A 14,732-nucleotide genomic window follows, 5' to 3' on the forward strand; every position below is an offset into this window, starting at 1 on the left:
ACGCCATGTGAATTGCAATGCAATTCGCTCTAGCCAATTTGGCGATGCGTTAGAAAACGCCTGCGAAGCGAGCGAACGTAATCACGCCAGCCGATTCGCAGGACGTTTGCAGGTTGCCCTTTAGGCGCCTGGGGCGCTAGTCGGGATCGCGGCCGCAACGTTGCCAAGCGCGTCTTTGAGATTCGTCCCAATCGACGTCACCGACGCAACGATGACGAGTACTACTAACCCCGCGATCAAACCATACTCGATGGCCGTCACGCCCTTGTTATCGCTCAGGAAGCGTTTGGTGAACTTTTTCATTTTTACCCTCGGACTTTCATTTATTTCGTTCGTTTACGCGCTGCTTCGGATGACGGAGTCTTGGGCGCTGCGGACCATTGGTCTCTCAATTCCTGGTCCTGCGTGTTGCGCTGCAGAAGTACCGTTTGGCAGCTGGCTTCAATAAAACAGATGTCTACGAGCTGTCTGTTCGATTACGCACCTCCCACGTCAATCCTCGATGCATTCGGGTTTTATAGCCGAATCAACATATTTAAGCAATTGTCCGCTGCCCTTGGCGCGACGCCATATGCATTTTCGCGTCGTGCTCAGGTTAACGGCAGTTCGTGCGTTGCAGCACATAGGAATAACCATAAGTTAGATTCGCTACACTAATTATTTGTTTGAACAGAACGTTTCAAGCGCGCGGCCCCTCCCTTTGCGCTTGCGTTACGCCGTGTTTCGTAACGGCGCGCGTGGCTCGTTACGTTACGCAGCCCTCGCAAACGTTTAGCGAATTCATTTTCGCGCGGTATATCTGAGTTAACGGGCACTCCATCAATTCCTCGCAAAGCCATATCACGCATAGCCTCACGCCTCTCGGCAACAAATATTCTGCATTACTCAGTCGAAATGGCACGGCTCGTGCAGAGATAAGCACGCAGCAACACCCAAAAACACATGCGATGCGAGGGCGACATGAAAATTCAAACGGCCAACACCATACGACGAACAACGCTGATTGCGGCCAGCGTGGCAGCGATGCTTTCTCTTGGTGCTTGCGGAGGCTCCGGAGCCCTGAGTTCCGGCACCGGCAGCAGCGGTAGCGGCTCCGTCGGCAGCGCACTTTCCACCACCGGCAGCGGTTCGATGGGCTCGGGCGGTTCCGGCATCAGCACCGGTTCGGAAGGCGGCTCCGGTACGGATACTGGAACAGGAACGGGAACGGGAACAGGAACAGGCACGAGCGCAGTCGCGAATGCGCTCGGCACAACAATCGGCAACACCAGCGGTGTGGTCAGCGATGCCGGTTCGACGGTCTCGAGCATCGGTACCGTGATCGGCTCGCAAACGCTGCCGGGCGTCAGCTCGCAAACCACCCAGGCCGCCGGCGGCATCGTGCAGCAAGCCGGCTCGGCGGTCTCGACGCTCGGCAACGGCGTAGCGCAAGGACTCGGCCAACTCGGTACCGGCGGCGACGCGATCGGCACGACGGTCTCGAGCCTCGGTGGCGTGGTCGGTCATGCCGGCGGCGCCGTGACGGATGCAGGCAACCTTGTGACGAGTCTCGGCAGCGGCCCGCTCGCGCCGTTGGCGGCCATCACCACACCACTCGGCGGCGCCGTCAATACGCTCGGCGGCGCAGTGACCAACGGCGGCAGCACGCTCACCACTGCGCTCTCGACGGGTCCGGTGCAGCAAGTCACGCAAACGTTCAGCACCGCTATCACGCCGATTACGTCGATGGTCGCAGCGACCACGCAGACGGTCGGCACCACCACGGGCCTCGGCGCACCGTTGAACGGCCTGCTCTCGACCCTTGGCGGCGGCCTGGGCAAGGCCGGCACGCTGATCGGTGCAACCGGCGGCAATCCGATCACGGCCGCACTTGGTCATACGGTCGCGGATACGGGCACCACGGCCGCATCGGTAGGCGGCCTGCTCACCGGCGGCACCGGCGGCAATCCGCTGGCCCCGCTCACCAGCGCACTTGGCGGCTTGACCGGCGGCGCCAGCAGTGGCCCGCTCGCTCCGCTCACCGGCGTAACAGGTGGCCTCGGCGGCGCATCGAGCGGCGGCAGCCCGTTGGCGCCTGTCACCGGCCTGCTTTCGAGCGTGACCAGCGGCCTGAACAGCACGGCCGGCGGCAGCAGCCCGCTCGCCCCAGTCGCCGGCTTGGTGTCGAGTGTCACCGGCGCGCTCGGCGGCGTCACGACCACGGCGGCCGCCACGCCAGCCACGACGACCACCACCGCCTCGACCAGCTCGGGCCCTGGCCTGTCGCTGTCGAGCACCAGCGGCAAGGGAACGGGCAGCAGCCCGCTCGCGCCCGTGACGTCGATCCTCGGCGGCCTGCTCGGCGGTCTGTCGAAGAAGTAAGCAATGCCGTCGCCGTCATCGAAAGAAGTGCAGCAACCTGAAACCGGAGTGTGGCCCGCCAGCCGCGCCCCGGCCCTTCCGGAACCTGGCTGAATTGAGCCGCGCCGCTCAGACACCCGTTGTCCCGGCGCACGAAATCAACGCACACGACACCTGGAAGACACTGAGGAGCACATATGTCCACCCAACGTTTTTTTAATCTCTATGCGGCGTGCGCGACCGTGTCGTCGTTGCGCGCACCGTTGATCGCCGTAGCGGCCGCCGGCTTGCTCGCGGCATGTGGCGGCAATGGCGTCACTGCGCCGCCGAGCGTATCTGGCAGCGGTAGCGCCGGCGGCGGGGGTTCGACCAGCGGCGGGCCGCCCACCACGGCGACGTCGGGGACCAGCGGCCTCGCCACTGCCGCAGCGCAGACCACCGGCGACCTCGGCAACACGATCGCCTCGCAGACCATCCCGGGCCTCAGCCCGCAAGTCACGCAAGGTCTCGGCAACGCGGTGTCGAGTACGAGCAGCACACTGGGCGCCCTCTCCAACGCGATAGGCGACGGCGTCGGGCAAACCGGCACGACCTCCAATCCGGTCGGCACCACGGTCGCCGGACTCGGCTCGGTGGTCAGCTCGACGAGCGGCGTCGTGCAAGGTCTGAGCACCGCGGTCGGCGGCCTCGGCACCGGCAATCTCGCGCCGCTATCGCCGCTCACCACGCCGCTTGCAACGGTCCTCTCCACGACCGCCGGCGCACTGAACGCCGGTGGCGCAACGCTCGGCAATTCGCTAGCTTCCGCGCCGGTGCAACAGATCACCCAGCCGATCAGCACCGCCATCACGCCGATCACGCAGACCGCCGGACTCGTGACGCAGACGGTCGGCACGCAGACCGGCCTCGGCGCGCCAGTCGGCGGCGTGCTCGCGCAAATCGGCGGAGCGTTGAGCTCGGCCGGCTCGCAAGTCGGCGGGGCAACGAATAATCCGGTCGGCGCCGATCTCGGCACACTGGTCAGCTCGCTCGGCAACACGGTGACGAACGCCGGCGGCCTCGTCAATCCGAACGGCCCGAATGGCGCGAATCCGATTCCCGGCTTGCTTACGAGCCTCGTCGGCAGCCCGAACACGGCCGTCGTCAATGGAGCGCCTGCTAACGGCAGCCCGACCGGCCCGCTGCAAAACTCGCTCGCGAGTCTCGGGCTCGGCAACAACCCGCTCGGCTCGCTGTCGACGCTGCTCGGCGGCACACCGCTGTCAGGCCTGACCTCGGCGCTGAGCGGCACGCCCCTGGGTTCGCTGACTTCGGCTACGGGCGGCTCGCCGCTGGGTTCGCTGACCTCGGCGCTGGGCGGCACGCCCTTGGGTTCGCTGACTTCGGCGCTGGGCGGCTCGGGTAGCGCATCGAGTCCGCTGTCGACGGTGACCGGCGCGCTCTCCGGTGTCACCAGCAGCGCCTCGGGCAGCAGCGGCGGCGGTCCGCTCGCCCCCGTCACCGCCCTCGTCGGCCAGCTGACCGGCACGCTCAGCTCGGCAGCCGGATCGACGAGCAGCTCGAGCAGTCCGGCGGGCGGCTTGACGACACTGCTCGGTGGTCTGGTGCCGGTGAGCCATAAGTAGTCCGCATAAGTCGCTCATCAATGCCGCGCGCACGAGGCGTCCCATCGGACGTCCCGCTGCGCAACGCGCATAAGCAGTCCGTCTCATCACGTGCTCCGCGCTTTTGCAGCCGATGCTCAAGCCCGACGGAGCCCGTGACGTTATACATGCAAGCATGGCAGTATGCGTCGAGCCACACATAAGCGATCGCGACCAGCCCGGCCAGGCGGCGCGCCCGCAATACAAGAACGGCATACGAGGAAAATCCGATGAAACTCGGGTACGTTAGCAAATGGACCCTCCTGCTCGCTGCAATTGCGGCAAGCGCGATGCAGGTAGAAGCACAAGCGCAGTCACGCCCGGCCGGCCCGGCAGTCGGCGGTAATCCACTCGATTCGCTGCCGCAGATCAAGGCGCCCGACAAAGGCCCGAACGTGACCCTGCAGGTCGCGCCGCAAGCCCCCCAACTTCAGGAACTGCTCGCCCGCCATCTGACGCCTTCAAAGATTCAGGTCGAGGGCGTGAAGTCCATTCCGTTCGATGAAGTCGCGCAACGCTTCACACCCCTCGTCGGCAAAGACACCACCATCGGCGATCTGATTCAGGTCGCCGACGGCGTGACGAAGCTGTATCAGGAGCGCGGCTATGCGCTCTCGTTCGCGTTCATTCCCGCGCAAACTTTCGAAGGCGGTGTGGTGCGAGTGACCGTAGTGGAAGGCTACGTGTCCGTGGTCAAGGTGACGGGCAAGCCGGGCATGGTCGAAGACAAGATCCGCTCGATCGCCGACCACATCGTCGCCGACCGGCCGCTCAAGCGCGCCACCTTCGAGCGTTACATCAACGTGCTGGGGCTGTTGCCCGGCGTCAAAGTCGCGGCCAACGTGGCGCCACCGCAAAACACCGACGGCGCCACCACGCTCGAATTGAACGTAGAGCGCAAACCGTTCGACGTCAGCGCGGGTATCGACTTCAATCACCCCGGCGTGCAAGGCCTGCTCACCGCCACCGAGAACGGCCTGACCGCGCTCGGCGAACAACTGAGCGTGTCCGCCTTGCTGCCGAAGGGCCGCGACAACGTCACCTATCTTGCCGCGCACGCCGCGGTACCGGTCGGCAGCGATGGACTGACCGGGAAGATCGACGCGTCGCACTATCGCGGCAATCCGGTCGACAATCCCGGCCTGCCCTCTTACATCGAGCGCACGGTCATCAACGACAAGGTCGGCGGCTCGCTGGCCTATCCGATCCTGTTGAACAACAAGCAAAGCGTGATCGGCACCGCCTCGGTCTATGCCTCGCATGACGAGGACCGCTACAACAATCAGCAGACCGGTGCACAGATCGGCTTGCGCTCGCAGGTGCGGGTGATGCAACTGCAGACCGACTACGCCAGCGCGGAAACCGGCCAGGTGCGCCGCGCGAGTATCTCGGTGGCGAAGGCATTCGATATCCTTGGCGCATCGAAATCCGGCGACTCGAACGTTCCCGGCACGACCGTCGCGAATCCGGCGTCGATCAACTTCGTGCGGACCGGCGCAAGCTTTTCGCAAACCAATGAGTGGCCGCTGAAGATCGGCACCGCGATTTCGTTGACCGGCCAATACAGCGCCGTCTCGCTGCCGACGTCGGAACAGATCTCGTTCGGCGCACAGCGTTTTGCGCTGGGGTACGAGCCAGGAGAGGCATCGGGCGATTCGGGCTGGGGCGCCACGTTCGAAGTCAACCGGGCGTTCACGCCGGGCTTCACCTATCTGCGCACCTTCACCCCCTACGTCTCGTTCGACATGGCTCGCGTCTATCTGCATGCGGGAACGCCCTCGCCGTCGAAGCTGTCGTCGATTGCATTCGGCTTCCGGATCTCCGACTCGAAGTATTACAGCCTGGATTTGTCGGTGGCCAAGCCGATCGGCGACGCACCGGTGGAAAGCGCGTCGCGCAGCCCCCGCATCAACGCGACGTACTCGTATCAGCTGAACTGACGTTCGAAAGTGCCGCGTCCTGATTAGAGGGTCCACTATCAAACGGCGCGCGCACTTTCACGTATTCTGCGCTGACGATGTGCGAACCGCGGCACTCAAGCCGCGAGTCGCAGACCGAGGGAGCCGAAGTTGAATCTGAGAGGCAGTGCCAGGCATCACGGCGGCCGGCAATTGCAGAGGGCCCGGGATGCCGATAACGCCGCGCGACCACGATCGCGCTGTCTTTAATCAAGGAGGAAGACAATGATGCAATTCACTCAACGCGCACGCGCAATCGCACTTCGCACAGCCAAACATGCCGCCCTCGCGGGCGTGCTGCTCGTCAGCGCCGTCACGGCAATGGCGCAAACCGATTCCCTGATCGGCACGTGGCAAACCATCGACGATCACACCGGCCAGCCCAAAGCACTCGTGCAGATTTCACAGGACAGCAGCGGCTCGTTGAGCGGCAAGGTGATCAAGGGGCTCAATGCGAACGATCAGCCGGATCGCCGCTGCACTGAATGTACGGACGCGCGCAAGGACCAGTTGATTCTCGGTATGACGATCGTCAGCGATATGAAAAAAGACGGCGAAGGCTGGGACCACGGGCAGATTCTCGACCCGGAAAACGGCAAGGTCTACAAGTGCAAGATGCACCTGGAAGATGGCGGGAACAAGCTGGTGGTGCGTGGCTATATTGGCGTTTCGCTGCTGGGCCGCTCGCAAACCTGGATTCGTCAGCAATAGTAGGCGAGTCGTTCAGGCGTCGATGCCTGAGGTGCGAAGGTGGTGTTCCATCAGGGCCTCCATCAAGGCCGCTACCGCTGCCCTGATGGAACCAGAGGAAACGGCCGACGATCGCCATCGTCCGGCCGTTTTTTTGTTTGAGTTCGGCTGCTTGGCGTCGTCATGCAGCGTGCTTGAAGGGCGACGCATACGCGAACGGCGAAGACGGTAACGGCGTGACCGATGCCGGGCTATACGCCGTGGGCGCCGTGGCCGGAACCTTTTCCGCGTCAACGCTCTTCTGTTCAGCGCTCACATGCGTACGCATGCGTGCTTCCATCAGGTTACAGAGTTCTTCGCTTGCCGCACCGAACAACTGGTCCATGACGCGCTTGAGCACGCCGGATTCGTACCATGCCTTGAAGCGGCGATGGCAGGTTTGATACGAGGGATATTTGCGCGGCATGGCGGACCAGGTCGCGCCGCTATACATCACCCACAGCACGCCGTTGAGCACCGAGCGCGTGTTGGCAAGCGGCCGGCCACGCAGTTCGGAGCGCGGACGCAGCTCAGGGAGCAACGGTGCAACACGTTGCCATTCTTCATCATTGATATCACGGTAGGGATTCATGGTCACTCCTTTGTCAGAACCATGACAAAGAAGATATCCAGTCGTCCGCGGACGGAACATAAGACCAATCCGAATCTTGAAAATACGCCTTCGGACTTCGCCTCTTCGGCGGGCAGACCGTGATCTATCGCAAAAGCATCCGCGCCCGCGTCGCGCGGCGGCTTAAGTCAGCGACGTATCGACGATCCGGCGCGGTGCGTCGAGATATTCTTTCGATTGCATTTCAACGATGCGCGACACCGTGCGGGTGAATTCGTTGGCCATCGGACCGTCGACGTACAGCTGATCGGACGGCACCGCTGCCGACATCAGCAGCTTGACCTTGTGGTCGTAGAACACGTCGATCAGCCAGGTGAAGCGGCGCGCCTCCGAGGCCATGCGCGCCGACATCTGGGGCACGCCGGACAGGATCACCGCGTGAAAACGGCTCGCCAGTTCCAGGTAGTCGTTCTGCGAGCGCGGACCGCCGCACAATGTCGCGAAATCGAACCACACGACGCCGTCGGCACGCCGTAGCGCCTTCAGCTCCCGCTTTTCGATGTGCAGGATCGGGCTCTCATCGGGAACCGCTGCAAGGCGCGAGAATGCGTCGCGCAACGCTTTGTCCGCAGCCGCGCCGAGCGGTGTGTGATACACCTCCACCTGGGCCAGTGTGCGCTTGCGGTAGTCGGTACCCGCGTCGACATTGATCACGTCGAGCTTCGCCTTGATCAATTCGATTGCCGGCAGCATGCGGTCGCGATGCAGACCGTCTGGATACAAGGTGTCCGGATCGTAGTTGGACGTCATCACGAATTGCACGCCGTTCTCGAACAGCTTGTCGAGCAGACGGTAGAGGATCATCGCGTCGGCGATATCCGAGACGTGGAATTCGTCGAAACAGATCAGCCGGTAGCGCTTGGCGATACGGCGCGCGAGTTCGTCGAGCGGATCGGCTGTGCCTTTCAGCTCTTCCAGTTCGCGATGCACCTCGCGCATGAACTCGTGGAAATGCAGCCGCGTTTTGCGCTGCACCGGCACGATCATGTAGAAGCTGTCCATCAGGAAGCTCTTGCCCCGCCCTACGCCGCCCCACATGTACACGCCGCGCGGCAGGTCCGGATGGATAAGCAGCTTCTTGAACGCGTTCGAGCGGCGCGACTTGTACTCGACCCACTCCTCATAGCACCGCTGCAGGCGGTCGACCGCCGCGAGTTGCGCCGGGTCCGATTGATAACCCCGCGTCTGCAGTTCTTTTTCGTAGTATTCGGTGACGTTCATCGTGTTGCTGCAAAAAGAAAGGCGGCCGGGAGTGAACCCGCCCGCCTTCGTGGTGATGCCAGAGTTGCGTTCAGTCAGGCGTGCGCGATTACATGTTCAGCGCGCGCTTGTCCACGGCGAGAGCCGCTTCGCGCATGACTTCCGAGAGCGACGGGTGCGGATGGCAAATGCGGCCGATGTCTTCCGACGCAGCCTTGAATTCCATCGCCACCACGGCTTCCGCGATCAGATCCGATGCGTTCGCCGAGATGATGTGCACGCCCAGCAGCTCGTCGGTCTTCGCGTCGGCGATCATCTTGACGAAACCATCCGCCTTGTTGATGCCCAGCGCGCGGCCGTTCGCCATGAACGGGAACTGGCCCGTCTTGACCTCGCGGCCTTCAGCCTTCAGTTGCTGCTCGGTCTTGCCGACCCATGCGATTTCCGGTTCGGTGTAGATCACCCACGGAACGCAGTTGTAGTCGATATGCGGCTTCTGGCCGTCGATGATTTCTGCAACCATCACGCCTTCGTCTTCAGCCTTGTGCGCGAGCATCGGGCCACGCACTACGTCGCCGATCGCGTACACGTTCGGCACAGCCGTTGCGCAGTGGTCGTCGACGTCGATGAAGCCGCGCTCGTTCGCCTTCAGGCCAATGGCTTCGAGACCGAGGTTCTCGGTGTTCGGCACGCGGCCGATCGACACGATCAGGCGGTCGGCTTCGAGCGTTTGCGCGTTGCCGTCCTTGTCCGTGTAATTGATCGTGACGCTGTTGTCGGTCGTCTTCACTTCGCCGACTTTCACACCGACGTGAATGTCCAGACCTTGCTTCTTGAATTGCTTGGCGGCTTCCTTAGCCAGCGCCTGGTCAGCCGCGCCGAGGAATTCCGGCAGCGCTTCGAGCACGGTCACGTCCGAGCCCAGACGGCGCCATACCGAGCCAAGTTCCAGCCCGATCACGCCCGCGCCGATCACGGCGAGCTTCTTCGGCACGGAGTCGAATGTCAGTGCGCCTTCGTTGTCGGCGACGATCTTGTTGTCGACCGGAACGTTCGGCAGATGGCGCGCCTTCGAACCCGTGGCGATGATGACGTTCTTCGCCGTCACGACTTCAGTCTCGCCTTCGCCGCTGACTTCGATCTGCACGCCGGCGTCCGTCTTGCCGGTGAACTTGCCATGGCCCTTGAGCCACGTGATCTTGTTCTTGCGGAACAGGAATTCGATACCCTTGGTCATCTTCTCGACGATGCCTTCCTTGCGGGCCAGCATCTTCGCGATATCGACCTTCACGTCCGACACGGAGATGCCGTGATCAGCGAGGTGGTGCGACGCGTTTTCAAATTCTTCCGACGACGCGAGCAGCGCCTTCGACGGAATGCAACCCACGTTCAGGCAGGTGCCGCCGAGCTTCAGCGCGCCGGCCGGGTTCTTCCACTTTTCGATACATGCGACGGTCTTGCCGAGTTGCGCTGCGCGGATTGCGGCGATGTAGCCGCCGGGGCCTGCGCCGATCACGACGACGTCAAATTCTTTGGACATGACAATCCTTTTGATGACGGAGCGACGCGCGGCCACGCTTCGTGGCGGGCGTCGTTCCAATACTGCGGAATGCGAAAGACGTGCTGCTTAGGTGGGGCCGGCTTGCGCGATGACAAGCCGGCCCGGGCCGAACCGGCGCTTACAGGTCGAGCAGCAGGCGAGCCGGATCTTCCAGCGCATCCTTCATCGCGACCAGCGACAGCACTGCTTCGCGACCGTCGATGATCCGGTGGTCGTACGACAGCGCCAGATAGTTCATCGGACGGATCACGATCTGGCCGTTTTCGACCACAGCGCGTTCCTTCGTGGCGTGCACGCCCAGAATCGCGGATTGCGGCGGGTTGATAATCGGCGTCGACAGCATCGAGCCGAACACACCGCCGTTCGAGATCGAGAACGTACCACCCGTCATTTCTTCGATCGACAGCTTGCCGTCCTTGGCCTTCTGGCCGAATTCAGCAATCTTCTTTTCGATTTCGGCGAGGCTCAGCTGATCTGCGTTGCGCAGGATCGGCACCACCAGGCCACGCGGCGAACCGACCGCGATGCCGATGTCGAAGTAGCCGTGATAAACGATGTCGTTACCGTCGATCGACGCGTTTACGAGCGGGTATTTCTTCAGCGCGTGAACAGCCGCCTTCACGAAGAACGACATGAAGCCCAGCTTCACGCCATGTTCCTTTTCGAACTTGTCTTTGTACTTGTTGCGCAGGTCCATCACCGGCGCCATGTTCACTTCGTTGAACGTGGTGAGGATGGCGTTGGTTTGCTGCGACTCGAGCAGACGCTCGGCGATACGCGCACGCAGACGCGACATCGGCACGCGTTGTTCCGGGCGGTCCTTCAGCCATTGGTCGGCCGATGCCGGCGCCTTGACGTCCGGCAGCGACGGCTTGGCAGCCTTCGGTGCGGCAGCCGGTGCCGGGGCAGCCTTGGCAGCCGGTGCGCCTGCGCTCAGCACGTCGCCCTTGGTGATGCGGCCGTCGCGGCCCGTGCCGGCGACGTCGCCTGCGCCCAGACCCTTCTCGGCCATCAGCTTGCCGGCAGCCGGCGAAGCAGCAGTGTTCGCACCCGTTGCGGATGCAGCCTGAGCGGCGGGAGCAGCAGCCGGTGCCGATGTGGCGGCGGGCGCCGGCTTCACTTCGGCTTCGACAGCAGCGGCGCCTGCCGTGCCTTCGGTATCGATCTTGGCGATCACCTGATCCGCAACGACGATGTCGCCGTCGTTCGAGATCACTTGTGCGAGCACGCCGGCAGAGGGTGCCGGCACTTCGAGCACGACCTTGTCGGTCTCGATTTCGATGAGAATTTCGTCTTGTGCAACAGCCTCACCGGGCTTCTTCTTCCACTGCAGCATGGTGGCTTCCGAGACTGACTCGGAAAGCTGGGGAACTTTGACTTCAACAATAGCCATTATGAATATCCTGAATACGTATCGGGTGACGGCGCGCGATCTATGTACTCGACGACCGCCTGCGAACCTCGAATGCCGTGAATGATCACTCGGACGCGGCACGGGAAAGCGCCCTGCGCTTTCCCGGTTCGGTTCTCGTGTTTATTTAGCGATCGACGCGCTCTTCAAGCGGCCGAAAGCGCCTTCGATCAGCGCCTTCTGCTGCTCGTAGTGCTTCGCGTAGTAGCCGACTGCCGGCGAGGCCGAAGCCGGACGTCCGCTGTATGCCAGCTTCTGCCCGTCCTTCATGCCTTCCTTCAGGTGGTGCTCGATGTAGAACCACGGGCCTTGATTCTGCGGCTCGTCCTGCACCCAGACCACTTCGGTCGCGTTGTCGTACTTCTTCATTTCCGCTTCGAACTGCTTATGCGCGAACGGATAGAGCTGTTCGATACGGATGATCGCGACGTCGTTCGACTTCGATTCACGGCGATGTGCCAGCAGGTCGTAGTACACGCGGCCCGAGCAGGCCACCACGCGCTTGACCTTCTTCGGTTCGATCGCTTCGTCGATTTCGCCGAGGATCGGCTGGAACGCGCCCTTCGCCAGTTCGGACAGATCCGACACGGCTTCCTTGTGGCGCAGCAGCGACTTCGGCGTAGCGACGATCAGCGGCTTCCTGAACAGGCGGATCATCTGACGGCGCAGCAGGTGGAAAATCTGCGCCGGCGTGGTCGGCTGAACGACCTGCATGTTGTGGTCTGCGCACAGTTGCAGGAAACGCTCGATACGTGCCGACGAGTGCTCCGGACCTTGGCCTTCGTAGCCGTGCGGCAGCAGCATCGTGAGACCCGACACGCGGCCCCACTTCACTTCGCCCGACGAGATGAACTGGTCGATCACGACTTGCGCGCCGTTCACGAAGTCGCCGAACTGCGCTTCCCACGCGACGAACGTATTCGGCTCCGCGGTCGAGTAACCGTATTCGAAGCCCAGCACCGCTTCTTCCGACAGCACCGAGTCGATCACCGTGAACTTCGCCTGACCTTCGGCGATGTTCTGCAGCGGCACGTAGGTGCCGTCGTTCCAGCGTTCGCGGTTCTGATCGTGCAGCACCGCGTGGCGGTGCGTGAACGTGCCGCGGCCCGAGTCCTGACCGGTCAGACGCACGGCATAACCCGATGCGACCAGCGACGCGAATGCCAGGTGTTCGCCCATGCCCCAGTCGAGCTTCGCTTCACCACGGCCCATCGCGCGACGGTCGTTGATGACGCGCTCGACCAGCGGGTGAACCTTGAAGTTTTCCGGGATCGTGGTGACGCGCTCAGCGAGGCGCTTCAACTCAGCCAGCGGCACTGCCGTATCGGCTGCGTCGGTCCACTTGCGGTTCAGGAACGGAACCCAATCCACCGCGTACTTGCTCTTGTAGTTCGAGAGTACCGGGTCGATCGTGTGATGGCCTTCGTCCATCGCCTTGCGGTAGGCCTTGACGAATTCGTCGCCTTCTGCCGCCGTGATCACGCCTTGTTGCACCAGCTTTTCAGCGTACAGCGCGCGCGTGCCCGGGTGCTTCGCAATCGTCTTGTACATCAGCGGCTGCGTGACAGCCGGCGTGTCCTGCTCGTTGTGACCCAGCTTGCGGAAACAGACGATGTCGACGACGACGTCCTTGTGGAACTGCATCCGGAAGTCGATAGCCAGCTGCGTAGCCAGCACGACCGCTTCAGGATCGTCACCGTTCACGTGCAGCACCGGCGCCTCGATCATCTTGACGACGTCCGAGCAGTACAACGTGGAACGCGAGTCGCGCGGGTCCGACGTCGTGAAACCGATCTGGTTGTTGATAACGATGTGCAGCGTGCCGTGCGTGCCGTAACCGCGCGTTTGCGCGAGGTTCAGCGTTTCCATCACGACGCCTTGACCTGCGAAAGCCGCGTCGCCGTGAATCTGCACCGGCAGCACTTGCAGGCCGCTGTCGTCGCCGCGGCGATCCATACGGGCCTTCGCCGAACCTTCGACCACCGGGTTGACGATTTCGAGGTGCGACGGGTTGAACGCGAGCGACAGGTGAACCGGGCCGCCATCGGTCGAGACGTCCGACGAGAAACCCTTGTGGTACTTCACGTCGCCGGCCGGCAGGTCGTCGACGTGCTTGCCTTCGAATTCGGCAAACAGGTCCGCCGGCATCTTGCCGAGTGTATTGACCAGCACGTTCAGACGGCCACGGTGGGCCATGCCGATGACGATTTCCTGCACGCCGTTAGCGCCGCCATGACGCACGACTTCGTCCATCGACGCGATGAAGCTTTCGCCGCCTTCGAGCGAGAAGCGTTTCTGGCCGACGTACTTGGTGTGCAGGAAGCGCTCGAGACCTTCAGCGGCCGTCAGGCGATTCAGGATGTGCTTCTTCTTTTCATTGGAGAAGCTCGGCGTCGACCGGATCGACTCGAGCTTCTCTTTCCACCAGCGCTTCTGTTCCGGATCGCTGATGTACATGTACTCGGCGCCGATCGTGCCGCAGTACGTGTCACGCAGGGCCTTGACGATCTCGCGCAGCGACGCACGCTCGAATCCGAAATACAGATTCGTGGCGCTGAACTCCTGGTCCATGTCGGCTTCGGTGAAGTCGTAGAACGCGGGTTCAAGTTCGGGGATAGCGGGACGTTCGCGGCGCTTCAGGGGATCGAGATTGGCCCATTGCGAGCCGAGGAAGCGATATGCGCCGATGAGGGACTGCACATAGACTTGCTTGCGGGAGGTAGCGAGGTCTTCGCCGCCGGCCGCCGTGCGCGGGATGAAGGCGTTAGCCTTGGCCCGTTGTGCAAACGATTCGACGATCGGGCCATGGGCCACGTCGTTGGCATTGCTGCCATCCGATGCAGGGACGTTCTGCAACGCGTCGAAATAGCTGCGCCAGTTCTCGGGCACTGACGCCGGATTGTCGAGATACGCTTCGTACATTTCTTCTACGTACGGAGCATTGCCGCCGAACAGATAAGAGTTCGACTGGAATTGCTTCATCATTTTTACGCTCACCTTTCTTCGAGTTTCTCGAGAAATAGCGGGTTACAGAACCTTCCGCGACACGGCCTGACCGTTTGGCGGATTGCGCGAATCAAGTCTTGCTTGGAAGGACCTAAAACTTTGCACCCAGGGAGCATATCACAGAACGGATAGTGCAGATAGCAGACGGAATGCCGCTCAAGCCCGTGGCGACGGGCTTTCAGGGGTATTGCCAGTCCTCGCAACAGTCTTCTGCGGGAAACGGGGGCAAACACTTGCAATCGGCCCGCCAACC

General features: G+C 62.4%; 10 protein-coding genes. 4 read left to right on the plus strand and 6 right to left on the minus strand.

All coding sequences use genetic code 11. The features are described from left to right. Positions 1–120: 120 nt before the first annotated feature. Entirely contained in the window at positions 121–303 is a 183-nt protein-coding gene (locus P3T22_RS13580) for a Flp family type IVb pilin (protein ID WP_063495768.1), read from the minus strand. A 657-nt stretch (positions 304–960) separates the two neighbouring features. Here P3T22_RS13580 and P3T22_RS13585 point away from each other — a divergent pair. The 4 genes from P3T22_RS13585 (at position 961) to P3T22_RS13600 (ending at position 6,652) form a co-directional block, all read left to right on the plus strand. Continuing rightward, positions 961–2,361 (plus strand): collagen-like triple helix repeat-containing protein, encoded by a 1,401-nt coding sequence (locus P3T22_RS13585; protein WP_429325225.1) that lies wholly within the window; start codon positions 961–963, stop codon positions 2,359–2,361. 176 nt (positions 2,362–2,537) lie between these two features. Beyond that, positions 2,538–3,965, plus strand: a complete 1,428-nt coding sequence (locus P3T22_RS13590) for a collagen-like triple helix repeat-containing protein (protein ID WP_063495767.1) — start codon at positions 2,538–2,540, stop codon at positions 3,963–3,965. A gap of 248 nt (positions 3,966–4,213) precedes the next feature. Beyond that, entirely contained in the window at positions 4,214–5,923 is a 1,710-nt protein-coding gene (locus P3T22_RS13595; RefSeq protein WP_429325226.1) for a ShlB/FhaC/HecB family hemolysin secretion/activation protein, read from the plus strand. 243 nt (positions 5,924–6,166) lie between these two features. Continuing rightward, positions 6,167–6,652, plus strand: coding sequence for a DUF2147 domain-containing protein (locus tag P3T22_RS13600; protein WP_429325227.1), 486 nt, complete (start codon positions 6,167–6,169; stop codon positions 6,650–6,652). 160 nt (positions 6,653–6,812) lie between these two features. Here P3T22_RS13600 and P3T22_RS13605 read toward each other — a convergent pair whose 3' ends face one another. From P3T22_RS13605 to P3T22_RS13625, 5 genes are all read right to left on the minus strand, one after another. Further along, positions 6,813–7,262, minus strand: coding sequence for a transposase (locus P3T22_RS13605; protein WP_063495764.1), 450 nt, complete (start codon positions 7,260–7,262; stop codon positions 6,813–6,815). A 162-nt stretch (positions 7,263–7,424) separates the two neighbouring features. After that, positions 7,425–8,522 (minus strand): cell division protein ZapE, encoded by a 1,098-nt coding sequence (gene zapE / locus P3T22_RS13610; protein ID WP_063495763.1) that lies wholly within the window; start codon positions 8,520–8,522, stop codon positions 7,425–7,427. An 88-nt stretch (positions 8,523–8,610) separates the two neighbouring features. Beyond that, entirely contained in the window at positions 8,611–10,041 is a 1,431-nt protein-coding gene (gene lpdA, locus P3T22_RS13615) for a dihydrolipoyl dehydrogenase (protein ID WP_429325228.1), read from the minus strand. A 139-nt stretch (positions 10,042–10,180) separates the two neighbouring features. Then, a complete protein-coding gene (gene odhB / locus P3T22_RS13620) occupies positions 10,181–11,455 on the minus strand; it encodes a 2-oxoglutarate dehydrogenase complex dihydrolipoyllysine-residue succinyltransferase (protein ID WP_063495761.1) in 1,275 nt (424 codons plus the stop codon). A gap of 141 nt (positions 11,456–11,596) precedes the next feature. Continuing rightward, positions 11,597–14,458, minus strand: a complete 2,862-nt coding sequence (locus P3T22_RS13625) for a 2-oxoglutarate dehydrogenase E1 component (RefSeq protein ID WP_063495760.1) — start codon at positions 14,456–14,458, stop codon at positions 11,597–11,599. Positions 14,459–14,732 lie beyond the last annotated feature (274 nt).

The sequence above is a fragment of the Paraburkholderia sp. GAS348 genome (genome assembly GCF_050434205.1).
Classification (GTDB): domain Bacteria; phylum Pseudomonadota; class Gammaproteobacteria; order Burkholderiales; family Burkholderiaceae; genus Paraburkholderia.